Below are 23,876 nucleotides of genomic sequence, written 5' to 3'. Positions count from 1 at the left end.
TTAAATTGAGGGAGGATCTATATGGCTAATGTTCGTAAAAGAACAATAACGAGAGAAATTATGAATCAGGCGATCATTGATGCCTTTAAGAAATTAAATCCGAGCGTCATGATTAAAAATCCGGTTATGTTTGTGGTCGAGGTCGGTACGGTGATTACGCTGTTATTATCGTTTGCGCCGGATCTGTTCGGTGCTACGAATGTCGGACGGGGTTATAATATCGCAGTATTTTTTATCTTGCTTGTTACAGTGCTGTTTGCAAACTTTGCCGAAGCATTGGCCGAGGGTCGGGGCAAAGCGCAGGCGGATACGCTGCGGAAAACGAAATCCGATACAAAGGCTCGTTTGGTTCAGAAGGATGGTACTTATAAAGAAGTATCCTCCACTCAGCTGAAAAAAGGGGATATCGTCCGCGTGGAGATTGGGGAAATCATTCCTTCGGACGGAGAAATCATCGAAGGTCTTGCGTCTATTGATGAATCGGCTATTACAGGGGAATCCGCTCCTGTCATTAAGGAAGCCGGTGGTGACTTTTCTTCCGTTACCGGCGGAACCCGGGTAGCCTCCGACTACATCGTCGTAAAAGTAATGACCGATCCCGGTGAATCCTTCTTGGACCGGATGATTTCGCTCGTAGAGGGCGCGAAACGGCAAAAAACGCCCAATGAAATAGCCTTAACGACTTTGCTTGCTGTATTGACCTTAATTTTCCTTATTGTCATCATGACGATGGTACCGATGGCACAGTATCTGAGCGTGCAGCTTGATATTGCCACCCTGATTGCACTGTTAGTCTGTCTGATCCCGACGACCATCGGCGGCCTTCTTTCAGCTATCGGGATTGCCGGTATGGATCGGGTTACCCAATTTAACGTACTCGCTATGTCCGGTAAAGCGGTAGAAGCTGCTGGCGACATCGATACGATGATTTTGGATAAAACAGGAACGATCACTTTTGGGAACCGCATGGCGTCCGAATTCTTCCCTGTCGCTGGAGCAACGGCTAAAGAGATTAACTTTACATCACTTCAAGCGTCAGTGAAGGACGAAACTCCGGAGGGCCGCTCCGTTGTAGAACTGGCGGGTAAACTAGGAGAATCATGGAAATCCAGTGAATACGATGATGCAGAAGTCGTCGAATTTACAGCGGAAACCCGAATGTCCGGCCTTAATTTGAAAAATGGTACACAAATCCGCAAAGGTGCGGTCGATGCTATCAAGAAACATGTAACGGACAAAGGCGGCAATATCCCTCAAGATTTAGACGAAATTTCAAACCGGATTGCCAAAGCCGGAGGAACCCCGCTGGCCGTAGCGGTGAACGATCGCATTTTTGGAGTAATTTACCTAAAGGATACGGTGAAACCGGGCCTAAAAGAACGGTTTGCCGAACTGCGGGCCATGGGGATCAAAACGATCATGTGTACTGGAGACAATCCTCTCACAGCCGCAACGATTGCGAAGGAAGCCGGTGTTGATGAGTTTATTGCCGAAGCTAAGCCAGAGGACAAGATTGCTGCCATTAAAAAGGAGCAGCAGGAAGGAAAGCTGGTTGCAATGACCGGTGACGGTACAAATGATGCGCCTGCTTTAGCTCAAGCCGATGTAGGTCTTGCAATGAATTCAGGAACCATGGCTGCCAAAGAAGCCGCGAATATGATCGATTTGGATTCCGACCCGACGAAGCTGCTCTCTGTCATCTCGATCGGCAAACAGCTTCTGATTACGCGCGGGGCATTGACGACCTTTTCTATCGCGAATGATATTGCGAAATATTTTGCGATTATTCCGGCGATGTTTATTGTGGCGATGCCTCAGCTGCAGGCTTTGAACATCATGCATCTGGCTTCGCCGACATCAGCGATCTTGTCTGCATTGATTTTTAATGCGATCATCATCCCGCTTTTGGTTCCGATTGCCATGAAAGGCGTAAAGTACCGTGCCATGTCAGCAGATAAACTGCTTTCCCGGAATGTTTTGATCTACGGCATCGGCGGTGTCATTGTTCCATTCATAGGTATTAAGGTGATTGATTTGGTGATTCAAGGACTGCACATCGTCTAACTTGACGTGAGGAGATATCGAAATGAAAATGATTCTGACAGCTATTCGAGTATCCGTGGTGCTTATGCTCATCTGCGGGCTTATCTATCCATTAGTTACAACAGGTTTTGCGCAAGTGATGTTTCCGAATCAAGCGAACGGGAGCTTGATTGAAAAGAATGGCACTGTGATCGGTTCGGAATTACTGGCCCAGAACTTTGAGTCGCCGAAATTGTTTCATCCCAGGGCTTCGGCTGCCAAGTATGACCCGACTGCTTCGGCCGGTTCCAATACGGCGGTGGCTTCCGATGATTATGTAAAATCGGTTGCCGATCAGATAGACGCCCTGAAAAAAGAGAACCCGAATCTGAAGGACATTCCCGCAGATTTAGTAACGGGATCGGGGTCCGGCTTTGACCCGGATTTGTCTCCGGAAGCCGCAAAAGCTCAGGTGCCGAGAGTCAGTGGGGAAACAGGAATGAGCGAAAAAGCTCTCAATCAATTGATCGACTCTGTCACCAAGAACCGGCAGTTAGGTGTGTTTGGTGAGCCGAGGGTCAATGTTATGCAACTGAATTTGGAACTGTTAAAGCAAATAAAGCTATAAAATAATGGCCGCTTCCGTCTCTACGGAGGTGGCTTTTGCCTGTATTTATTCATTTCCTTTTTGGAGGAGAAATAACATTTGGAAAATTATAGAAGAAAATCACCGGAAGAAATCTTATATTCGATTTCTAAGCTGCATCGTGGACGATTAAAAATCTACATTGGTGCAGTGAGCGGCTCAGGAAAAACCTATCATATGCTTCAAGAAGGACATACCTTAAAACGGCAAGGAATTGATGTTGTCATTTGCGGGGTTTCTACTCTCCAAAGACCCGAAACGATTGATCAATTAGGTGATCTAGAGAGAGTGCCCAGCATTCATTGGTCTGATAACGGGGTGGAATTTAAAGATCTAAATTTGGAAGCGTTGATTGAAAGAAATCCTGAAGTCGTCCTTGTTGATAATCTTGCTCATCATAATCGACCTGGATCCCGCTTTCCGACACGGCTTGAAGATATTAAATATTTACTGGGGTATGATATTAGCGTTATAACAACGGTAAACGTGTATGAACTGGAAGGTTATACCGAAATTGCTCAAAAGTTAACCGGTATCGAAGTTAAATTTACGGTTCCATCGGATACATTGGAATTGGCCGATGAGGTAAGGCTTATTGACGTGACTCCGGAAACCATACTGAATCGTCTTGCAGAAGGGAATTTGAAAGGTAACAGAGATACGGCTTTTTTTAGACAAGGCAATTTAGGAGTGCTTCGTGAACTGGCTCTCCGGCTCGTAGCGGAAGATGTGAATGAGTCACTTGAAGAGCACAGGGAAGAAATGGGATTAATTGGACCATCCGGAGTAACAGAACGAATTCTCGTTTCCACCCAATACCATTGGAACGGCTCAATTTACGTGCGTAGAGGCCAACAGATCGCTAAGCGTCTGAATGGGGAGCTTATGGTTATTACCTTTCGCAATTTTAAGAAACACTTATCGAAAGAAGAATCAACTTTTCGCAGATCTGTGATTAAGCTGACCCAAAAAGTGGGAGGCGAATTTGAAGAACTTCCCTTTCAAAACCGCCGCTGCATCCCAAGTACGTTAGTCAGCTATGCGACCCGGCATAACGTCACGCGAATCGTTTTAGGACATTCCAAACAAACAAGATGGCAAGAATTTTGGCAAGGCTCCATTGTTAACAATATACTAAAAAGGACGAAAAATATTGACGTATCTCTGGTTGCTGACCGGGCTGAACACGAAGGGGAGCGCATTCTTCCCGCAAATATACAATCGAAGGAACCCAAAAAATATAAGCGTTTAAGCGAAAAAGAAATGGAAGAAAAAATAGACAAAATTAAACGAGGCAAATTTAAAATATTCATCGGGGCCGCCCCGGGAGTAGGCAAAACCTATACTATGCTTCGAGAAGGCAATGATCTGATAAAAAAAGGGATTAATGTGCAAATTGGATTGCTGGAAACGCATGGAAGGAAAGAAACGCTGGATCAAGTGGGAAATCTTGAATTCATTCCTCGTCTGAAAATTGAATACCAAAGCGTAAAGCTTGAAGAAATGGATACGGAAGAGATCATTCGCAGATGTCCTGAAGTCGTTTTGGTAGATGAGCTGGCTCATAACAATGTTCCTGGCAGTAAAAATAAAAAACGATACGAAGACGTACTGGAAATTCTAGATGCAGGCATCTCTGTGATTACTACGGTCAACGTTCAACATCTAGAGAGCTTAAATGATGCTGTCGAGCAAATCACTGGAATCCGTGTTCGGGAAACCTTGCCGGATAGCATCCTGCGGAAGGCGGATGAAGTTCAACTGATTGATGTTTCACCTCAGGCGCTGCAGCAAAGGATGAGGGAGGGCAAAATTTATGCGATGACGAAGGTTGATCAGGCATTGAATAACTTTTTTAAAATGGGGAATCTCATTGCATTACGTGAATTGGCTTTACGTGAGATTGCCGATGATGTGGATGAGCGGTTGGAATCACTGGAAAGAAAAAGCTCTCTTCGCGGCCCATGGAGAAGAAAAGAGGTTATTTTCGTATGCGTTAACAGCACTCCTCATGCAGAACGCTTGATACGTAGGGGCTTTCGGATCGCATATAGATTAAAAGCCATCTGGTACGTTAATTACGTCAATGTGGGAGATTCGATGACCGATGAATTGAAAAAGAGATTGGATGCTTTAGAGAAACTTACGGTTAGATTAGGAGGGAAATTTGCAATTCATAGGGCGCATGATCCTAAACAAATCCCCCAGGTGCTTACTATGAAAGCAAATGAGGTGGGAACAACTCAAATGATTATAGGCCAATCCAATGTACCCTTCTGGGAGGAGATATGGAAAGGATCCGTTGTGAAAAAATTACTGCGTCTTATCCGTCATATGGATGTGCTCGTTGTAGCAGATTATGATCCGAATTGGGTAAGATTGAATCAGAAGTAATCTATTATATACGGAGATAGAATTTTCAGAAGGCATGGATGTTCAGAGACTTTGGAAAGGAGTGATCAAAAACAGAGAGACAAGTAAAGTATTTTCTGGAGTGAAAAGTCTAACTGGCTGAGTGTGATAGGACATCCTTCTTTGCGAGTAATATGTAGCGAGGGGGGATTCGGACATGAGCCGAAGTATATATTTTAATAAAGATGAGTACCCGTCCGTTCTCGATGTCAAAGATATTCAGAACATTCTTAACATAGGCAGGGTTCAGGCGTACGAATTAGTTAACTCCGGTCAGTTTCATGTTGTAAAGATCGGACGGAGAATCAAGATTTCAAAAGACGTATTTGTAAGTTGGCTGGAGGGCACCAACCTAAACAATCAGTTGGAAGAGCAAGCATAGTGCCTGCTCTTTTTTGATGCAAATCTTGATGCAAAACGTGCGATAACAGGAATTAACTTTTGATGACCAGAGAGAAAAGCGTTGCAGTAGGATATGAGTCAATCCCTTCTGTATCAAGGCAATTTGTTGGTTTTTGAATACTACAGATAGCTAGTGATAACACATGGTGTACGCCTATGAAGGGCAGCGATCATAAAAATAAATTCTTGCTAACCAACCGCGAACGCGAAGTGTTCGAGCTTCTCGTGCAGGACAAAACAACCAAGGATATTGCACAGCAGCTGTTTATCAGCGAGAAAACTGTGCGTAACCATATCTCCAATGTCATGCAAAAGCTAAATGTTAAAGGACGTTCGCAGGCGGTAGTCGAGCTGATCAAGCTTGGGGAATTGACGATCTGAGGAAGATGCCGGCAAATGAACAGGGAACCGAATCAAACCTTCTTTTCACACTTTCTCTTTCAGATTGTGTAAGAAGAGGGTTTTTTGGTGGATGGATAAAAAAGCCTGAGGCTTACGAGGCGGCTGGTTAAACGGCCGCGTAAGGCCTGCAGGCTTTTTAGCTATGTGCCGATCAATAGCCGTCGGTCCGTTTGCCGGAGCGGTCCGCCAGCTCGGAGCCTTGCTCCGCGTCCCGCGAGCTCAGATGGCCGCCGGAAGCGCCGGCCTTGGCCAGGCCTTCGGCTACGCGCCGGCCGTAATCGGGATCCGCCTTCGTGAAGTGCTCGATCATCTTCTCCCGGATGACCGGGCTGCAGATCTTGAGCGCGTCGACAAGGTTCGAGATGAGCTCCTCACGCTCATGCTCCTCGAACTTCCGGTAAGTATCGCCGGCTTGGCCGAAATCGTTCGTCCGGTCGAGCTTCTGCCGCACCAGCTTGGCGTTATAGGACGGCTCATGCTCTTTGCCTGCCGGACTAGCTTCCTGAAGTCCGCCGAGGGATGACGGCTCGTAGTTCACATGCGGATTCTGACCCGGCGCACGGTCCACATGGAAGGCCATTTGTCCGTCGCGCTGGTTCGTGGCGACACGCGTCTTCGGCGCATTGATCGGCAGCTGTAGATAGTTCGTGCCGACGCGGTGGCGCTGCGTATCCGAATAAGAGAACGTGCGGCCTTGCAGCAGCTTGTCGTCGGAGAAGTCGAGTCCGTCGACGAGCACGCCCGTACCGAAAGCCGCTTGCTCCACCTCGGCGAAATAATTTTCCGGATTTTTGTTCAGCACCATTTTCCCGACCGGGAGAAATGGAAATTTCTCGTGGTCCCACAGCTTCGTCGGGTCGAGTGGATCGAAATCGAGCTCGGGATGCTCGTCATCGCTCAGAATCTGCACGCAGAGCTCCCACTCCGGATAGTCTCCGCGCTCGATCGCCTCATACAAATCCTGGGTCGCATGGCTCGTATTTTTGGCCTGGATGGCTTCGGCTTCCCGTTGGGTCAAGTTTTTGATGCCCTGCTTGACCGGCTCCCAGTGATACTTCACGAGCACGGCCTCGCCGTCCTTATTCACCCACTTGTAGGTATTGACCCCGGAGCCCTGCATTTGCCGGTAGTTGGCCGGGATTCCCCAGGGGGAGAAAACGAACGTAATCATATGGGTCGCCTCCGGCGAATTGGATACGAAATCGAACATCCGCTCCGGGTTCTGCAGGTTGGTCACGGGATCGGGCCGAAAGGCATGCACCATATCCGGGAATTTCAGCGGATCGCGGATGAAGAAGATTTTCAGGTTGTTACCGACCAGGTCCCAGTTGCCGTCCTCGGTATAGAATTTCACGGCAAAACCGCGCGGGTCGCGAAACGTCTCGGGGGAATGCCCGCCGTGAACGACGCTGGAGAACCGGACGAATACCGGAGTCCGGTTGCCTTTTTCCTGAAACAGCTTCGCTCTCGTATATTTGGACACCGGCTCGCCGCCGACCGTTCCGTACGCTTCAAAATAACCGTGCGCCCCTGCTCCGCGGGCGTGAACGACCCGTTCCGGGATGTGTCCCCGGTCGAAATGGGAAATTTTCTCGATAAAATGGTAATTCTCCAGGGTGGAAGGGCCCCGGTTGCCGACGGTACGGATATTCTGGTTATCGGAGATGGGGTGGCCTTGACGATTCGTGAGCGTCATGCTTTCTTCGTTCGTTGTTTTGGAATCCACGGATTCAGCCTCCAAAGGTGTATTTTGAACATCCCAAGCTTGTGCCTAACGGAGTGAAATTATTCCCGAAAAAAAGGCGGCACGTCCACTTTATTCCTTTACACGGGCGTTCCCGGAACGAATCGCAAGCACGGAACGCACCATTGAACCTCGGTCCGGATTCTGGTACATTGTGGACAGGATTCGAAACTTAAGACCGAATCAAGCGGAGCTTGGTCCGGTACTGAAGCCGGGGAGGAAGGGACGGTTATGGAGCAAATACGTCATGCCGCTTTTGAGCTGGAATTGGGAGAAGGGCTGCGTCTTCGGGGAGATGTGAAGCTTGCGGAGAACGGATCGGAATCGAGGCCAGTCGTCCTGTTCGTGCACGGCTTCAAAAGCTTCAAGGATTGGGGCTTCTATCCGTATGTCACGGATGTATTCGCGGCAAAGGGCTATTATACCGTGAGCTTCAGCTTTTCCTGCAGCGGAGTCAACGAGACGGATTTCGACGAGCTGGAGAAGTTCGCCGTGGGTACGTATTCGCGGGAGCAGCAAGATCTGGCGGCGCTGCTGGAAGCGCTGAAGCGAGGAGAGCTGCCAGGCTCCGAGTCGGCCGATTTGGGCCGGATCGCGCTCGTCGGACACAGCCGGGGCGGCGGGAACAGCTTGATTTTTGCCGGGGAGCATTCGGAGATCGGCGCTGTGGTGACGTGGAACGGGATCGCTGACGTCGATCTGTTCGATGATGCGTTCAAAGCGGAGATCGCAAGGAGCGGCGTAGCATACGTGCCTAATATGCGAACGAAGCAGCAGATGCCGATCCGCGCGGTATTCTACGAGGATCTGGCGCGGAATAAGGAGCGATTCGAGCTTAAGCGCATAATGAAGGAGCTGCGGACGCCGGTGCTGGCGCTGATGGCCGGGCAGGATTCAGTACGCCTGCGACGGGGCTTCGAGGAGCTGCAGAAGGCCGCGCCTCATCAACGGTATGAGATCATTCCGGATACGGGTCATACCTTCGGCGCGGTGCATCCCTTTGCAGGCACGACCCCGCAGCTGGAGGAGGCTGTTCGTCTGTCGCTCGAATTCATTGGCGAACAGCTCGGCTAAAGGGGAGCGGCTTAAAGCTCCTCCGAAGTTTCTTTCTCCATGGAGACGGTGACGAAATAAGCATAGGCAAGCAGCAGTAGAGGCAAAGCCATGTAGAGCAGCACCTGACTGCGGAGCGGGAATGCACAGATGGATACGACGAATACGATGGTGGTCACAGTCATAGAGTACAGTAGCCGCCGGTTATGCCCTTCATTTATATCCACGGGGGTCCTGCCATGGGATGGAATGAAGGTGAAGCCCAAGTTGGCGCGGCGCATGAGAAGTACGATGGCATAGCCGATCAGGGCGGATAGGACTTGAATGCAGTAAATATTGAAGCCCGTGGCCCTCACGGAATCCTCCAGCACATACCATCCCAGTTGATGAAACGTGATGGTCATACCGCTTTGGACGAGCATGTAAAGTGTCGTGCCGGACAGCATCATCACGCCGGCGTAGAACCAAGGCAGAGCGAATGCATACTTGACGAAGGCGTAAGTAAGGGCAAGCTGAAGCGGCGTGTCGACGGCGTAAGCATTCGCATGCGCCCGCAAATAATAGGACATGCAGGCGAGCAGCACGCTGAACAACGTAAGCAGCGGCATCTTCGGATCCGCCTTATACCGGAACAAGGACAGCATGAGCAAAAATGTCATATTGGTCTCGAGTGCGGACAGCGACACATACAGAATAAAATGGATCATATGTACCTCTCAAGCCGCAAAGCCGGGCCGGTCCTCTCGTGATTGAACGAAAGACCGCCGCGGCTTTTTGGATTGATTGTACCATGGGATAAGGTCGGGGATAAACTTTTTTTTACTAAAAAATCCTTTAGAAAAGAAGGCGGGACTAGCGCTTGACCGTCTCAATCCTCCGCATAATGATTTGATGCAGGTTCGCCGGCTGAATTTGGGGATTGCCTGCATTAATACGGGGTATCTGCATCGGATCGGAAGCTCTTGTCGCCATCTCCCCTACGATCGTAAAGCCATATTGGAAGCCGGCCTGCCGGACGAGCTGAACGGCGGGCTTGGTGAATACGCCGAACGGATAAGCATAGGCGTCGGCCGCCTCCGGCTTGCCGTGCAGCTCGGTCAGCTTCTGATGGCATGCCGCGCTGTCCGCCGCGATTTTGGCGTTGTAGGCGTCGCCGCTGATCGGATTGCCCTGGTCGTCGGTGACGCTGGTCAAGGCTGCCTTGTTGCCGATCATCCGGTGAAGGTTGTCCGTATGGCACTGAAAATCATACATGCCGGGCGATTGCCGCAGCATTTCGCCGATCTCTTCCTTGGACAGCGTAGGAATCAAAGGAGCCAACGGATCGGCCAAATCACTCGTAACGATAAAGTTCACGGCGGGTATGCCGAGCTGCTTCAGGATCGGATAGGCGTTGTCATAGAAGCTTTTGTAGCCGTCGTCGAACGTGACGAGCACCGCATTATCCGGTACGGACCCGCCGTGCATAAACCTGCGGAAATCCGCCAGCGAGATGAAATGGTAGCCCTTCTGCTGCAAATAAGTGAGCTGTCCGCGGAACAGTCCGGTCGTTACGGTGCTAGAGCTTTCGTCTTGATCATGAACATGATGATACATGAGCACCGCCACCTGGTTGCGGTACAGCTCGGAGGAAGGCTTGGAGAAGCCGCCTGCCAGGCTAAGCACAATAACGGTTAAGGTGAAATAGAGCAGGATTCGGTTGATCGGGTTCATCGCTTCGGTCCTTTCCTTACATTCCTTGTCCATTGTACACGATTCCGAAGCAAACTTCCTCTTTTCGGCTTGCTGATCCGGCCCGATGCATGATAGAATTTGGGGGAAATGAGTTCAGCGCAGGTTGAGCCTTCTTATGAACAAAGTGGAAGCCGAATTCAGCAACCTTGTGAAAGCGTTTCGCAAACGGCATATGGGCAGAGGCCCCCGGGAAATCCGTACCACCTTTTGCAAGCATTGGGCCATCTGCGAGATGGACGGACATTTATCCCCGGTGGAGAAATTCATCGCCTCCGCGAGCGACGGCAAGCAAGCCCTTCGTTCGGCGCGTACGGAATTGGTCAAGGAAATGTACCGCAGCCACCATCCCGTCGAGATGGAAGAGCTGCTCGGCGCGTCCTTCGTGGATTTATTTGTCGACATCGACCTCGATAAAGATTTCGGCCTGTCGATCTTCTATTTGACCAGGATATCGAGAAGAAATTCAAAAGCGGATAACCGCATATACCGTGCCGTTGGCACTTGGCAGCGCTCCTGCTTAAAGACTAACCGCCGCAAACGACACTTTCCCGCACTCAGGCTGCCGGGCAAGCGCTGTTTGCGGCTTTTTTTAACGATACAGAAAGTTTAAGTTCGCTAAAGCATTAATGCGGACTGCGACTTTCTGTACCAAGAAAAACTTCCGCTAAAAACGGTCTGGCTTCTTTGAAAGACTCCGATAAGGAGTTTTTCTTAAGAGTAAAGAAAGTTTAACCTCACTAAAGCGCTAAAGCGCGTGTGGAACTTTCTGCTCGCAAGAAAAGCTTCCGCTAAACCACGAATGTATCTTCATCGAATAGGCTTCGATCAGAAGCTTTTCTTATACTCATAAAAGGTGGTTGCGAAGCATGGGAACAACGAAGCATTCCGGCCGGGTACGTCTGCCCGCGATGCCGGATCCGAGTCTCTGGGTCAGCAAGGTTCCGTTCGGCTTGAATCAATTGAAGCCGCGGCATATCCGCGATACATTGAAAGTGGTATGGGCTAACAAGGATCAGCTCCCCTATGCCTATCGGATTCTGACGCAGGGCGTATGCGACGGCTGCGCGCTGGGGGTGTCCGGTCTGTACGACCAGACGCTGGAGGGCCCGCATTTGTGCACGACACGGCTCAATATGCTGCGTCTGAGTACCATGCCTTCGATCAAGGAGGAGCGGCTGCACGACGACATCGAGAGGCTGCGCCGGCTGGACAGCGCCGAGCTGCGCAAGCTCGGCCGTCTGCCGTATCCGCTGATCCGCGAACCCGGCGAGCGGCGTTTCCGGCGCATAGGCTGGGAGGAGGCGCTGGAAAGAATCGCGGTGAAGATTCGCGCCATCGATCCGAAGCAGCTGGCGTTTTATTTGACGGCCCGCGGCATCACGAACGAATCGTATTACGCCGCCGCCAAGGTTGCCCGGTTCCTCGGAACGAACAACATCGACAACGCCTCACGCATCTGCCATTCGCCGTCGAAGACCGCGCTGAAGCGGTCGGTCGGAATCGGCGCGTCCAGCTGCAATTACAAGGATTGGATCGGTACGGAGGTGCTGCTGTTCTGGGGCAGCGTAGCGGCTAATAACCAGCCGGTCTCTACCAAATACATGTATGCGGCCAAGCGCAAGGGCACCAAGATTATCGTCATTAATCCTTACCGGGAGCCGTCGATGGACCGCTACTGGATTCCATCCGTTCCCGAATCGGCGCTGTTCGGCACCCGGATCGCCGATGACGTTTATCAAGTGAACATCGGTGGCGATATTGCTTTTATGAACGGCGTGATGAAGATTTGGTTCGAGATGGAGCGGGAGCATCCGGGCTCGGCCGTGAACTGGTCCTTCGTGCGCGAGCATACGAACGGGATCGATGAGCTGAAGGCTCATGTGGAGCGGCAGGAGTGGTCCCTACTCGAAGCGTCGAGCGGGCTGAGCCGGGAGCGGATGGGTGAGCTGGCACGGCTTCTTGCATCCGCATCGTCCGCTGCCTTCGTTTGGAGCATGGGACTGACGCAGCACCGCTTCGGCACCGACAACATTTCGCAGGTGGCAAACCTGGCGCTCCTGCGCGGCTTTCTCGGCCGGGAGCATTGCGGCTTGATGCCGATCCGCGGACACAGCGGGGTGCAGGGCTCCGGGGAGATGGGAGCCGACCCGTTTTCCCTCCCGGGAGGCGAATGCAAAGGCGGCGATATCGACCGCGTCGAGCGGGTTTGGGGCTTTCCGCTGCCGCGCTGGCAGGGCGACATCGTCGGCGTGAGCCTCGAGAACGCCCTTCTGCCGAAGGAGCATGAACGAAAGCTGAAGCTGTTCTACACCTCGGGAGGCAATTTTCTGGAAACGATGCCTGACCCCGATTTCGTAAGGCGCTGCCTGGAGGCGGTCGATCTGCGGGTGCATCAGGATATCATGCTGAACACTTCGACGCTTGCGGACGCGAAGGAGGCGGTGATCGTGCTGCCGGCCATGACGCGCTACGAGCAGCCGGGAGGCGGAACGTCGACGTCCACGGAGCGGATGGTTTATTTCTCGCCGGAGATTGCGGGACCGAGGCCGCCGGAGGCGAGGCCGGAATGGGCCATTTATGCGGAGCTGGCCGCCAAGGTGAAGCCGGAGGAAGCGGCCGTCCTTGGTCTGGAAAGCGCGGCGGCGATCCGGGCGGAGATCGCGGTGGCGGCGCCGAACTATGAAGGGATCGAACGGCTCAAGGACCAGGGGGACGTATTTCAATGGGGCGGCGCCTGGCTGTGCGAAGACGGGGTCTGCCCGACGCCGGACGGCCGGGGGCGGCTGATTCCGATCGAGCTGCCGGAGCTGCGGAAGCCCGAGGGGCATTTCTACGTGACGACGCGCCGCGGCAAGCAGTTCAATTCGATGATCTATAGCGACACGGATCCGTTCAACGGTGCGGACCGGTACGATATATTGCTTCATACGGACGATGCGGCGTCACTCGGAATTGGGGAAGGAGAAGCGGTGGTCGCCTATAACCGGTACGGTACGTTCCAGGGCCGCGCCAAGATCGCCGAGGTGAAGCAGGGGAATCTTGAAGTCCACTGGCCGGAGGGCAATGTGCTTATACCGAAGGGCGTATATGAAGCGCAGGCGGGCATCCCGGAATATAACGCCGCCGTCATTCTGGAGAAGGCGGACACGTTCCACGCCCTCAAGGATACGCGGTACCTGGAACGCCGTCTGGAAGAGCTGGAAACGGAGAGCGGGGAATGACCATGAATATTTACACTCATCCCGAGCGCATCGTAAATGCGCTATAATAGAAGACAAGATGCATTCACCATATTCTCCAAAAGCAAGGAGCGAGCTCACATGCGCGGCGACGCACAAAAAAACGGCGGGGAGGCCCTCCCCGGATTTCACGGGCAAAAGGTGCTTCCCGCCGTGCGGCGGATGAAGGATTTGGAATACCTGCTCGGGACAAGCTATACGTGGCTCGTTCTGCTGGAGAGCCACATCTCCCAATTGAACAGCATTTCGCAGCTGGCCCGGCAGCACCGCAAGCAGCTGCTGGTCCACGTGGATCTGATCCAGGGGCTCAAGAATGACGATTACGCCATTGAATTTCTATGCCAGACCGTGAAGCCGGCCGGCATCATCTCGACCCGCAGCAGCGCCGTAGCGACCGCGAAGAAGCATAAAACGGCCGCCATCCAGCGGCACTTCATGCTCGACTCGCTGGCGCTGGACATGAGCTACAAGCTGTCCGACAAAACCCGGCCCGATTATATCGAGCTCATGCCCGGTGTTATGCCGCAGATCATCGCCGAGATGTCGCAGCGGCTGGACATCCCGATCTTGGCTGGCGGCTTAATCCGGACGATTGAAGAAACGGAGCTGGCCCTTAGAGCCGGCGCCGTAGCCGTTACAACGTCGCGGCGCGAGCTGTGGGACGCTTACCGCCCCTAAGAAGCCTCCCCGGCGAGCTTGCGGCCCCTTAAGCGCTGGGATGAACCGCGTCCAGCAGCTGCCGCTCGAGCGCTTCGCGGGCCTCTTGCTCCAGGTCCTCCGTCCATCCGAAGCGCGATGACATATACCGGATGACGGGCTCCTTCCAAGCTGCCACCCAGTCGATGCGGAAGTAAAGCCCGCCCGTGCGGCGGATGAAAAAGTCCTGCGGCATAGCTACCATTTCCTCCTCGATACCGTAATGCAACGAAGCGAGGACGCTCCTCGGCATACCCCATTCCTTGGCAAGGGATTCCGAGGACGCATAATAGCCGAACACTTTGTCTACGTTGGAGCCGTAACGGATGACCAGCTCGCGGGCCTCCTGTTCGGTTAAGCCGAGCGCCGTCCCCTCGCGGACCTTCTCCTTCACAAAAGCAGCCAGCCCGGCCGATCCGCCCACGTCTCCGCCCGACAGGCGGATGCGCTCGGTCGAGCAAGGAGGGTATGCGCGTTCGCCTTTATCCTGCTGCAGCTGCGAGGCGACCAGATCGACGGTGCGTTCGGCCATTTTGCGGTAGCCGGTCAGCTTCCCGCCCGCAATGGTGATAAGCCCCGACGGCGCAATGAAGATCTCGTCCTTGCGCGACAGCTCGGAGGGGGACTTGCCGTCCTCATGGATGAGGGGGCGAAGGCCGGACCAACTGGATTCCACATCGCTCGCCGTCAGCTTCAGCGTTGGGAACATGAAGTTGGCGGCCTCCACCAAATAATCCCGGTCGGCTGCGGTCATCCGGGGATGCGCGATGTCGCCTTCATAGTTCGTGTCCGTCGTGCCGATGTACGTCTTTCCGTCGCGCGGAATCGCAAACACCATGCGGCCGTCCGGCGTGTCAAAATAAATCGCCTGCTGCAGAGGAAACCGCGAGCCGTCCACGACCAAATGAACGCCTTTGGTCAAATGCAGCCGCTTCCCCTGCTTGGAGCCGTCCATCTCGCGGATCGTATCGGCCCACGGTCCCGCGGCATTGACGATCTTCCGGGCATACAGCTCCCGGCTTCCGCCGTTCAAGCGGTCGGTTACGCGCACGCCGGCCAGCTTGCCGTCCTTGTATAGCAGCTCCGTCGCCTTGACGTAGTTGACGGCCTTCGCTCCAAGCGCCACAGCCGCTTTCATCGTCTCGATCGTAAGCCGGGCGTCGTCCGTCCGGTACTCGACATAATAGCCGCCGCCCTTCAGCTTGTCGGTTCTCAGCAGCGGCTCCTTCTTCAGCGTCTCGGACCGGTTCAGCATGATCCGGCGCTCTTTCTTGCGCACGCCGGCGAGCAGATCGTAGACCAGCAGCCCGACCGAGGTCGCCAGCTTCCCGTACGTGCCGCCTTCGATGATCGGCAGCAGCATCCATTCCGGCGTCGTGACATGCGGGGCGTTCTCGTACACGATCGCCCGTTCCTTGCCGACCTCGGCCACCAGCTTGAATTCGAGCTGCTTCAGGTAGCGCAGCCCGCCGTGAATCAGCTTGGTCGAGCGGCTGGACGTACCCGCGCCGAAATCCTGCATTTCGATCAGCCCCGTGCGCAGTCCGCGGCTCTGGGCATCCAGCGCGATGCCCGCTCCGGTAATGCCTCCTCCGATGACGAGCAGGTCGAGCGGCCCGGCGGCAAGCTCCTCCAGTACGTTGTTGCGATGTTCTCCCGAAAACAGTGCCTGCGGCATTTGTCATACTCCCCTTCCCAGTAGACGAAAAAAAAAAGAAGACGCGAAAACATAGACTCCCCATGACGGACTGCCCGCAGGTTCGCGCATCGGCTGGGCCGACGGCGGCAGGGCACTCCAAAGGAGCACGTTTCCGGTCTTCTCTTCATCTCTGACCATAATTAACTTGTTACCGTCATCATAGCATGCTCGGGGAACGCCCGCAAGCCCCCCGGGGGAGTCTTGACAGGGAAAATAGGCGTGTGTTAGATTGCCTGTGCAGACCTTTTTCGGAACGACTCAAAAAGGCTCAGCCGGTTTCAGGGGGAGGAAAAACGATGACGAAGCCTAAATTTATTATCGCGCTGGATCAAGGCACGACGAGCTGCCGGGCGATCGTTTTCGATCATGAAGGCGTTATCATAAGAACCGCACAGCGGGAATTTACCCAATATTTTCCGGAATCAGGCTGGGTGGAGCACGATGCCGAGGAAATATGGTCCGTTCAGCTGGACGTTCTGCAGCAAGCGGCCCAGGGGATTCCGCCGGACGAGATCGCAGCCATCGGCATTACGAACCAGCGGGAAACCGCGGTTATCTGGGACCGCGAGACCGGGAGGCCGCTGCACCGGGCCATCGTATGGCAGTGCAGGCGCACGAGCGAGCTGTGCCGGACGCTGAAGGAGCGGGGACTGGAGCCGATGTTCCAGGACAAGACGGGGCTCCTTCTCGATCCTTATTTCTCGGGAACGAAGCTGAAGTGGGTGCTGGATACGCATCCGGATATCCGCGAGAAGGCGGAGCGGGGCGAGGCCTTGTTCGGCACGATCGACAGCTGGCTCATCTGGCGGCTGACGGAGGGTCGCAGGCATACGACGGATGTGTCCAATGCTTCCCGGACGCTGCTCTTCAACATCCATTCGCTGGAGTGGGACGAAGACATCCTGCGCGAGCTGGACATCCCCAGGGGGATGCTGCCGGAGGTGCTGCCGTCGAGCGGGCTCTTCGGGGAAACGGACGTAATCGGCCCAAGGAGGCCGATTACGATTGCGGGCGTGGCGGGCGATCAGCAGGCCGCCTTGTTCGGACAGGGCTGCTTCCGCGAAGGCTTGGCGAAGAGCACCTACGGCACGGGCTGTTTTATCTTGAAAAATACGGGCGATAAGCCGGTCCGCTCGCGGAACGGGCTGCTTACGACCATCGCCTGGCAAATCGGGGATCAGGTACATTATGCGCTCGAAGGAAGCGTCTTCATTGCCGGCGCCGTGGTGCAGTGGCTGCGGGACGGCCTGGGCCTCATCGGCAGCGCCTCCGAGACCGAAGCCCTGGCTCTCTCCGTCCCTGATACGGAGGGCGTTTATTTCGTGCCCGCCTTTGCCGGCCTCGGAACGCCTTACTGGCAGCCGGAGGCCCGCGGGATGATCGCCGGCCTTACCCGTTCCACGGGCAAAGCCCATCTGGTTCGAGCCGCCCTGGAAGCGGTGGCTTATCAGACACGGGATGTGCTGGAGGTCATGCGGCAGGAAGCCGGCGTGGAGCTCAGCGAGCTGCGCGTCGACGGCGGGGCCGTGAAGAACGCCTTCCTCATGCAGTTCCAGGCTGATCTGCTCGGCGTACCCGTCGTCCGTCCCCGGGTGACCGAAACCACGGCGCTTGGAGCTGCGATGCTGGCGGGCCTAGCCGTAGGCTTCTGGTCGGGACTTGAGGAGATCGAGCGGCTGAAGGGGTTCGACCAGACGTTCGTCCCGGAGCGGGACGAAGCTTACCGGGAGAACAAATACAGCGGCTGGAAGCGCACGCTGGCTTATCAGCTCCGTAGCTGAACGATGGAACCGGAACCATCCTTTGGACCCGTCTATGGTCCGATAGGATGGTTTTTTGCGATTCTTGTGATATGCTGATGGATAAGGATCGGAGCTCCGCTAGCGGACATGACCGGATATACGGAATCGGTTAAGGGGGGATCGGGGTGGCAGCGGAGTTAAAGGGAAGGCCATGGCCGTCGGGAAGGCTGCCATGGGTCATGGAGCAATCGTGGCTGAACCTGCTATTCGCTCATTGGCCGCTGCCGCCGCAGGCGCTGCGTCCGTTGATTCCGAAGTCGCTTCCGCTCGATACGTTCGAGGGTGAGGCTTGGATCGCGGTCGTTCCGTTCCGCATGAGCGGCATCCGGCTGCGAGGCTTGCCGCAGATTCCAGGCACGAGCCGGTTCGCGGAGCTGAACGTGCGGACGTATGTCACGCTGAACGGAAAGCCCGGCGTCTATTTCTTCAGCCTGGACGCCGCCCACTCGCTGGCCGTATGGATGGCGAGGACCTTCTGCAGGCTTCCTTATCACCTGGCGGAGATGAGTGTTGAGACCGACGGGGAAGAACGGGTCAGCTATTACAGCAGGCGGGTCAAGGAGGAGGGCTTTCGGTTCGAGGGGACCTACCGCCCGATTTCCGAACCTTATCTTGCCGAAGCGGGGACGCTGGAGCACTGGCTTACCGAACGATACTGCCTTTACACGCTGGACGGCGGCGGGGGGCCGCTCCGCTGCGATATCGATCACGAGCCATGGCCGCTGCAGCGGGCCGAAGCCACGGTCGATCGCAATACGATGACATCCGCCCAGGGGATCCGTCTGCCGGATCGGCCGCCGCTGCTTCATTACGCCGCTCGATTGGACGTGCGCATCTGGCCCCTCGTCCGCGCCTGACGGAACAGGTGCGATCAACTGCCTCCGAGGACGAAGCCTATGGGAAATCGGCCCCCGCTTTCTGCAGATTGGGAACGGGGGGAGCCGGGTTTTTTCCATTATTTGCAAACCCTTACCGAACGGGGGCAGGAATTCAGCCCTTGGTTTGGAGAATCGACGGGCAATGGTTTATAATGAACCAAGCAGCTCCCGTCTTCTTCGCAGATTTTGTGTCGGAACCCTGAATGTTTCCCATAGAAACGGTGTATAATGGAACTATATGAACCTACTATAGTAAAATAGTGATATGGACAATGAACCAATGATTTCAAGGAGGAATAAGGATTATGGACCAAATTTCATCGCTGTCGGAGCTGATCGCCGAGCAGAAGGCTTCATCGTATATCGAAATTCCCGGTGTCGTATCCAGGACTTTCGGGCAATCGACCATTTCCACGACGCTGCCGATGAGCAAGCTTTTTGCGATTTATGAGGTGGACCTTGAAGTGCAGCGCTCCATCGTTCCGCAGAATTTGTCCAAGATGATGGATTACATCATGCTTTATTTAGATCACGGGCAGGGGATTTATTTCCCGGGAATTATTTTGTCGGCGCGTGGTGCAGGTGAATACGATGAGGATGCGAGAGTGTACCGGCTTCAAGCGATCGAGAAGTTGTATGTGGTCGACGGACAGCATCGCCTTGCCGCTTTCCGACGTTTGATGGAAACGCTGCAAAGCGCAATGGCGCGCGCCAAGGACCGGCGGGAGTATGACCGGATGGAGGAAATTTCGGCGAAGCTCAGCAAGCTGTACGCATTCCCGATGTCGACCATGATTTATCTTGACATTAATGCCCGCCAGGAGCGGCAGCTGTTCTCCGATATTAACAAGCTTCCCCGCAAGATCGGAGGCAATCTGGCCGTTCTGCGCGAACAGCGGCGTTTCTACCATGTCTTGGCGAGCCGGCTGGCCGAGGAAGCTCCCGTCATGAAGCGCATTCCGGTCGACATGTTCACCGAACGGGGCAAGGGGCCGGAATACTTGTTCTCTTATCACCTGCTGATCGAGATCATGGTAGGCCTGTTCGAAGGCCGGCTTAAATCGGCGGCGCGCAACAACGGGTATTACTTTGACGACAAGGAAGTTGATGAGCATCTGAAGCTCGCCTCGTTCTACTTCGAGAAACTGCTGAAGCACCTGCCGGATCCGGAGAAGGGCGAGCTATGCTGGTCGGAGAACCTTCAAATCGCGCTGGCGATGTTCTTCCACGACGAAGTAACGAAGACCGGTACCTTTAACAAATATGCGCTGGAGTATGTCGTCAAAATATTGCCGCATATTCAGTGGGATGCGATCTATTCGGGCGACGAGAAAGACCGCTTGCCGAGACGTTCCCGCATCATGAAGGCTTACCAGTTCGTCAAAGACTTCTATGAGGAGCATCATTTGTTCCTGATCCGGGATACGGACGGATATGAGGAAGAACAATCGAAGGAGGATGTCGGCTAATGGACGGTCTAAATCTGAAAATGACGATTCATCCGTTCTGCGATAAATTCGGACTGGCGACGGTGCCGGTTCAAGTGCAGGACTTGCTTAACTATACAACAATCGATCCGATGGTCCAGCGGAAGCTGAGCGCGGGCCAGCGCCGCAAGATCGCCAATTATTTGCAGGAGCGGGAGCTCGACCGGGTTTTCTTCGGACCGGTGACGCTTAGTCTGCGCGACGTCAGCAGCCTCGCCAAGGCGGAACGCGGCTTGTATCTTCGTCCCGGCTCCAAGCTGAGCATTCTGGACGGACAGCACCGGATTCTCGCGCTCGGCTACGTTAACGAACAGATGCTGAAGGAAGCACGGAGCCTTGAGAAGAAGGTGGCGGCGATGAAGATCAAGTGCCGCAAATCGCCGGACAACGCCGAGCTGGCCGGGGAGCTGGAGCAGCTGGAAGGCCAAGTGGAGCAGCTGGAACGCCGCAGACTGGAGCTCATGGAGAGCGAGCTGGCGGTACAAATCTACATCGGCCTCAGCGAAGAGGAAGAGAAGCAGCTGTTCGGGGATATCAACTCCAAGGTGCAGCTGGTAAGCAAGGAGCTCGGCCATTCCTTCGACTCGATCGATCCGCTGAACGTGGTCATTCAGCAGGTCGTTGATCATAACGTGTTCCTGAAGGCGGCGGGGGTAGAACGGCGGGCGAATCTGACCGCTTACAACAAAAATTTCACATCCTTCAGCTGGCTGTATTCGATGGCGACGATGCTCTTTACCGGCAAAATGCAGCCGTCCTACGAATTGGCAAGGAAGATCAAGCAGGATCCGACCATGTATATCGAGATTCTTCACCAATTCTTTACGACGCTCCTGCCTCTTATGCCGGAGCAGCCCGGACTTCCGCAGTACAGTTCCTCGGCTAGAGCCATGCAGGAGAGCATTGCGCTGTATGCCAACCGCCATCTGTTCACGGACGGAAAGTATACGAAGAACTGGACCTCTTGCCTGAGCATCTTCGAAAGATTCGACTGGACTCAGGAGAATGAAGTGCTGGTGGAACGGTTCGGGGTGCTCGACAACGGCAAGCTGAATCTGATTCATGAAAAATCGCTGCGCAAGCACGGAAAGCTCGTACAGCTGTTCCAAGAAATGCACGGGGATCCTATCGAAGAAGGCGAAGCGTCCGCTTAATGCACGAAAGGCGCGTAATCCAGCCAAAAGACCTCGCACCCGGAAGGGGGCGGGGTCTTTTGCATTCGATTAACCCTATTTTAAGATGGACATTCACCCTTCCGGCTTAGGCACATATACCGTAAGTAGAGCGGATTTCGAGTACGAAACCGAAAAAAAGCTGCAAACGGGAGTGATTGCGTATGTCTCAAGAACATAATCCAATGGAATCGTTAGGCGAGGAACAGCCGAATCCGGAGACGTCTTTCCTGCGTTCGCCCATCATCGGGCATCACGGCTTCGCACATTCTGTCCATGGCCCACACGGCGTCTTTCATGGGGGCTTTCACGGAGGTATTCACGAAGGTATACACGGGGGGATTCACGGCGGCTTAACTCCTTTCATCCTGGCTCCGCTGCTGTACACCGCAGCTTATTCTTACGATTCTTACCCTTATCCATATTACCCGTCTTATTACCCTTATGATGCCTACGACCCTTACTATCCCTACTATCCGTAATCCGGACGGGGTAGATTAAACACGGCGCAAAAAAAACGCAGCCTTGGGAAACGATTCGTTTCTTAAGGCTGCGTTTCTAAAGCCGAGGCGTTTTCTTGTTTTCCGACGCCATCGGCATCATGACCTCGACGGTCGTACCGGTACCGACCTCGCTGTAAATATTCATGCGTCCGCCGTGATTTTCGATAATCTTAAACGTGACCATTAGGCCGAGTCCCGTACCCTTTTCCTTGGTTGTATAGAAGGGCTCTCCAAGCCGGGGCAGCCGGTCCTCCGGAATGCCGCATCCTTGGTCGGTGAAACGGATGACGACGAAGTTGTCGTCCGACCGCTTTAGCTCAATCCGGATTTGCCCTCCGTCCGGCATCGAATCGATCGAGTTGTTCAAAATATTGATGAAGACTTGTTTGATCTGATTCTCGTCGCAGTTGATCGGCGGAAGTTCCGGGTCCGCTTCCGTCAGCAAATTCACGTTATGAATCAGCGCTTGGGAATTCAGAAGCAGAATGGTATGCTGCAGGATCATGCCCGCGTCCTTAGGCTGGAACCGTACCGATTGAGGCTTCGCGATAACCAGGAACTCGCTGACGATAAAATTGATCCTGTCCAGCTCCTCCTGCATGATATTGAAGTAGCTGTCGAAGCCTTCCACACGAGTTTGCATCAGCTGCACGAACCCTTTGAGCGAAGTGAGCGGATTACGGATTTCATGGGCGACGCCTGCCGCCATCTGGCCGACGATGGACAGCTTCTCGGAACGCAGTATCATTTCCTCCGCACGCCTCCGCTCGCTGATGTCCTGAGCGATCGTATAGACGCCCGCTATTCGTTTGCCAACGAAGATCGGGAAGTTCTTGACGCTGAGCTCGACCGGCTCTCCGTCCGGGCGCAGGAAGGAGATTTCAAAATTCGGAGTCGCGCCTTTCAGCGTGGCAGCGAACTGCAGCTCCCATAGCGCCAGATGCTCCGGGAAGATGAGCGGCTCGACCGTTTTGCCGAGAAGCTCGGCTTCGCTGTAGCCGAACACCCGATGAAAGGCGGGGTTCGCATTGCTTATGGAACCGTTTAAATGAATGGATAGTATAGGGTCCGGGTTATGCTCGAACAACGATTTGTACCGAAGCTCGCTCTCCTCCAGCAAAATTTCGGCTTTCCTCTTGTCGTATAAAGCTTTAATCATCGCATAGGAGCGGGCAAAACGGTGATCCTCCTCCTGAGCGAGAATGGTCTCGAAGATTTCATCGTCCTCGTTCGTTTCGGGGAGGCCGTGGTCGAGCTGCTTCATTCGCTGGAGCAGATTCATGACGTTGGTGATGTGCTCGCCGTGAATCCAGGCGGCCGATGCCGTTTTCTGACGGGAAGAGGTCTCCGGCTTCAGGGTGACGAGACCCTTGCGCGGGTCGTAGTTCCGTACATGATTCATATTGACGACGTTCATCTGATCGACGAGCCGGAAGCCTTCCTCGAAAAGCCACTCCTCGAACGCCTCCAGTGACGCTGTCCAATAATATTTATCGTTTGCCGTATGGATAATGTATTCTTTGTCCCGAATGCACTCGATCTTGACGACATCGTCGGATGATATGACCGTGATGTTGGAGCCTTTTCGATCGCTGGAAACAGGAATTTTTTGCATAATATGAAATCACCTGCCTATCGCCATTGTTACATTATATCATGAAGTTCCACACATCACCTAGATGCAGCCATTCTCCCATCGGAGCAGCGGATCATGGCAGCATAGGCGCGTATACGCCATGTCCCGATCGTGCCGAGCAATGGCTGGATCCTAAGGGCGTGGGCTCAGGCAGGCGTTCTTTATTGAGGACAAGCACATTCGTCTATCCTTCTTGGACGTCTAGCGAAGACAGACAATAACATCATTATATCGAATTCCGATTTCACAAGTCTATCGCAATCATTAAGATTTTAATAGATTCCTCAAGGAGCTCCCATGGAAAAGATTTTGTCGTTCCTTTTATAGTTAAATCCTATTAAATTCATTC

The 23,876-nt window shown here is 53.9% G+C and carries 18 protein-coding genes and 1 pseudogene; 14 read left to right on the top strand and 5 right to left on the bottom strand.

Annotated elements, in window-relative coordinates; translation table 11 throughout:
- Nucleotides 1–21 precede the first annotated feature (21 nt).
- The 5 genes from kdpB (at nt 22) to O9H85_RS14150 (ending at nt 5,863) form a co-directional block, all read left to right on the top strand.
- Complete coding sequence (gene kdpB, locus O9H85_RS14170; protein WP_269882076.1) at nt 22–2,064, top strand: potassium-transporting ATPase subunit KdpB; 2,043 nt, start codon at nt 22–24, stop codon at nt 2,062–2,064.
- Between the two features lie 22 nt (nt 2,065–2,086).
- Nucleotides 2,087–2,650 (top strand): potassium-transporting ATPase subunit KdpC, encoded by a 564-nt coding sequence (kdpC, locus tag O9H85_RS14165; protein WP_269882075.1) that lies wholly within the window; start codon nt 2,087–2,089, stop codon nt 2,648–2,650.
- 78 nt (nt 2,651–2,728) lie between these two features.
- Nucleotides 2,729–5,062: a histidine kinase gene (locus O9H85_RS14160; protein WP_269882074.1), complete on the top strand. Its 2,334-nt coding sequence runs from the start codon at nt 2,729–2,731 to the stop codon at nt 5,060–5,062.
- 175 nt (nt 5,063–5,237) lie between these two features.
- Nucleotides 5,238–5,462: a helix-turn-helix domain-containing protein gene (locus O9H85_RS14155; RefSeq protein ID WP_269882073.1), complete on the top strand. Its 225-nt coding sequence runs from the start codon at nt 5,238–5,240 to the stop codon at nt 5,460–5,462.
- Nucleotides 5,463–5,638: 176 nt separating this feature from the next.
- Nucleotides 5,639–5,863, top strand: a complete 225-nt coding sequence (locus O9H85_RS14150; protein ID WP_269882072.1) for a helix-turn-helix domain-containing protein — start codon at nt 5,639–5,641, stop codon at nt 5,861–5,863.
- Nucleotides 5,864–6,035: 172 nt separating this feature from the next.
- On the opposite strand, the gene O9H85_RS14145 is transcribed toward O9H85_RS14150, so the two are convergent.
- Nucleotides 6,036–7,625, bottom strand: coding sequence for a catalase (locus O9H85_RS14145; protein ID WP_333474203.1), 1,590 nt, complete (start codon nt 7,623–7,625; stop codon nt 6,036–6,038).
- Nucleotides 7,626–7,859: 234 nt separating this feature from the next.
- On the opposite strand from O9H85_RS14145, the gene O9H85_RS14140 reads away from it, so the two are divergent.
- A complete protein-coding gene (locus tag O9H85_RS14140; protein WP_269882071.1) occupies nt 7,860–8,702 on the top strand; it encodes an alpha/beta hydrolase family protein in 843 nt (280 codons plus the stop codon).
- An 11-nt stretch (nt 8,703–8,713) separates the two neighbouring features.
- Here the strand turns inward: O9H85_RS14140 and O9H85_RS14135 are convergent, their stop codons facing one another.
- Together O9H85_RS14135 and O9H85_RS14130 are read right to left on the bottom strand one after the other, a co-directional pair.
- The gene (locus O9H85_RS14135; RefSeq protein ID WP_269882070.1) at nt 8,714–9,388 is read right to left on the bottom strand and encodes a hypothetical protein; all 675 of its coding nucleotides are present in this window, start codon (nt 9,386–9,388) and stop codon (nt 8,714–8,716) included.
- A gap of 145 nt (nt 9,389–9,533) precedes the next feature.
- Nucleotides 9,534–10,427 (bottom strand): polysaccharide deacetylase family protein, encoded by an 894-nt coding sequence (locus O9H85_RS14130; RefSeq protein WP_269882069.1) that lies wholly within the window; start codon nt 10,425–10,427, stop codon nt 9,534–9,536.
- 103 nt (nt 10,428–10,530) lie between these two features.
- On the opposite strand from O9H85_RS14130, the pseudogene O9H85_RS14125 reads away from it, so the two are divergent.
- From O9H85_RS14125 to O9H85_RS14115, 3 genes and pseudogenes are all read left to right on the top strand, one after another.
- Nucleotides 10,531–10,892, top strand: a pseudogene (locus tag O9H85_RS14125) (DUF2294 domain-containing protein).
- Between the two features lie 389 nt (nt 10,893–11,281).
- Entirely contained in the window at nt 11,282–13,636 is a 2,355-nt protein-coding gene (locus O9H85_RS14120) for an FdhF/YdeP family oxidoreductase (protein ID WP_269882068.1), read from the top strand.
- 99 nt (nt 13,637–13,735) lie between these two features.
- Complete coding sequence (locus O9H85_RS14115; protein WP_269882067.1) at nt 13,736–14,332, top strand: glycerol-3-phosphate responsive antiterminator; 597 nt, start codon at nt 13,736–13,738, stop codon at nt 14,330–14,332.
- Between the two features lie 28 nt (nt 14,333–14,360).
- On the opposite strand, the gene O9H85_RS14110 is transcribed toward O9H85_RS14115, so the two are convergent.
- Entirely contained in the window at nt 14,361–16,028 is a 1,668-nt protein-coding gene (locus tag O9H85_RS14110; protein ID WP_269882066.1) for a glycerol-3-phosphate dehydrogenase/oxidase, read from the bottom strand.
- Between the two features lie 317 nt (nt 16,029–16,345).
- On the opposite strand from O9H85_RS14110, the gene glpK reads away from it, so the two are divergent.
- The 5 genes from glpK to O9H85_RS14085 all read left to right on the top strand — a co-directional run bounded on the left by glpK (nt 16,346) and on the right by O9H85_RS14085 (nt 21,870).
- On the top strand, nt 16,346–17,830 hold the full coding sequence (gene glpK, locus O9H85_RS14105) for a glycerol kinase GlpK (protein ID WP_269882065.1): 1,485 nt from the start codon (nt 16,346–16,348) through the stop codon (nt 17,828–17,830).
- Between the two features lie 146 nt (nt 17,831–17,976).
- Nucleotides 17,977–18,708 carry a YqjF family protein gene (locus tag O9H85_RS14100; protein ID WP_333474202.1) on the top strand — a complete coding sequence of 244 codons (732 nt, stop codon included), beginning with the start codon at nt 17,977–17,979 and terminating at the stop codon, nt 18,706–18,708.
- Nucleotides 18,709–19,034: 326 nt separating this feature from the next.
- Complete coding sequence (locus O9H85_RS14095; protein WP_269882064.1) at nt 19,035–20,198, top strand: DGQHR domain-containing protein; 1,164 nt, start codon at nt 19,035–19,037, stop codon at nt 20,196–20,198.
- Nucleotides 20,198–21,370, top strand: a complete 1,173-nt coding sequence (locus O9H85_RS14090; RefSeq protein WP_269882063.1) for a DNA sulfur modification protein DndB — start codon at nt 20,198–20,200, stop codon at nt 21,368–21,370. The genes O9H85_RS14095 and O9H85_RS14090 overlap by 1 nt, the downstream gene beginning before the upstream one ends.
- A gap of 182 nt (nt 21,371–21,552) precedes the next feature.
- Nucleotides 21,553–21,870, top strand: coding sequence for a hypothetical protein (locus tag O9H85_RS14085; protein WP_269882062.1), 318 nt, complete (start codon nt 21,553–21,555; stop codon nt 21,868–21,870).
- Nucleotides 21,871–21,946: 76 nt separating this feature from the next.
- On the opposite strand, the gene O9H85_RS14080 is transcribed toward O9H85_RS14085, so the two are convergent.
- A complete protein-coding gene (locus O9H85_RS14080; protein WP_269882061.1) occupies nt 21,947–23,506 on the bottom strand; it encodes an ATP-binding protein in 1,560 nt (519 codons plus the stop codon).
- Between the last annotated feature and the right edge of the window lie 370 nt (nt 23,507–23,876).

Source organism: Paenibacillus gyeongsangnamensis, from assembly GCF_027533625.1.
GTDB lineage: Bacteria > Bacillota > Bacilli > Paenibacillales > NBRC-103111 > Paenibacillus_G > Paenibacillus_G gyeongsangnamensis.
Note: the sequence above shows the minus strand (reverse complement) of the source record. Positions and strands in the feature narration are given on the sequence as shown.

Excerpts from the sequence above, each read along its gene's own strand:
- kdpB (WP_269882076.1), top strand. The coding sequence starts at position 22 with ATGGCTAATGTTCGTAAAAGAACAATAACGAGAGAAATTATGAATCAG.
- kdpC (WP_269882075.1), top strand. The coding sequence starts at position 2,087 with ATGAAAATGATTCTGACAGCTATTCGAGTATCCGTGGTGCTTATGCTC.
- O9H85_RS14155 (WP_269882073.1), top strand. The coding sequence starts at position 5,238 with ATGAGCCGAAGTATATATTTTAATAAAGATGAGTACCCGTCCGTTCTC.
- O9H85_RS14150 (WP_269882072.1), top strand. The coding sequence starts at position 5,639 with ATGAAGGGCAGCGATCATAAAAATAAATTCTTGCTAACCAACCGCGAA.
- O9H85_RS14140 (WP_269882071.1), top strand. The coding sequence starts at position 7,860 with ATGGAGCAAATACGTCATGCCGCTTTTGAGCTGGAATTGGGAGAAGGG.
- O9H85_RS14135 (WP_269882070.1), bottom strand. The coding sequence starts at position 9,388 with ATGATCCATTTTATTCTGTATGTGTCGCTGTCCGCACTCGAGACCAAT.
- O9H85_RS14130 (WP_269882069.1), bottom strand. The coding sequence starts at position 10,427 with ATGGACAAGGAATGTAAGGAAAGGACCGAAGCGATGAACCCGATCAAC.
- O9H85_RS14120 (WP_269882068.1), top strand. The coding sequence starts at position 11,282 with ATGGGAACAACGAAGCATTCCGGCCGGGTACGTCTGCCCGCGATGCCG.
- O9H85_RS14115 (WP_269882067.1), top strand. The coding sequence starts at position 13,736 with ATGCGCGGCGACGCACAAAAAAACGGCGGGGAGGCCCTCCCCGGATTT.
- O9H85_RS14110 (WP_269882066.1), bottom strand. The coding sequence starts at position 16,028 with ATGCCGCAGGCACTGTTTTCGGGAGAACATCGCAACAACGTACTGGAG.
- glpK (WP_269882065.1), top strand. The coding sequence starts at position 16,346 with ATGACGAAGCCTAAATTTATTATCGCGCTGGATCAAGGCACGACGAGC.
- O9H85_RS14095 (WP_269882064.1), top strand. The coding sequence starts at position 19,035 with ATGGACCAAATTTCATCGCTGTCGGAGCTGATCGCCGAGCAGAAGGCT.
- O9H85_RS14090 (WP_269882063.1), top strand. The coding sequence starts at position 20,198 with ATGGACGGTCTAAATCTGAAAATGACGATTCATCCGTTCTGCGATAAA.
- O9H85_RS14085 (WP_269882062.1), top strand. The coding sequence starts at position 21,553 with ATGTCTCAAGAACATAATCCAATGGAATCGTTAGGCGAGGAACAGCCG.
- O9H85_RS14080 (WP_269882061.1), bottom strand. The coding sequence starts at position 23,506 with ATGCAAAAAATTCCTGTTTCCAGCGATCGAAAAGGCTCCAACATCACG.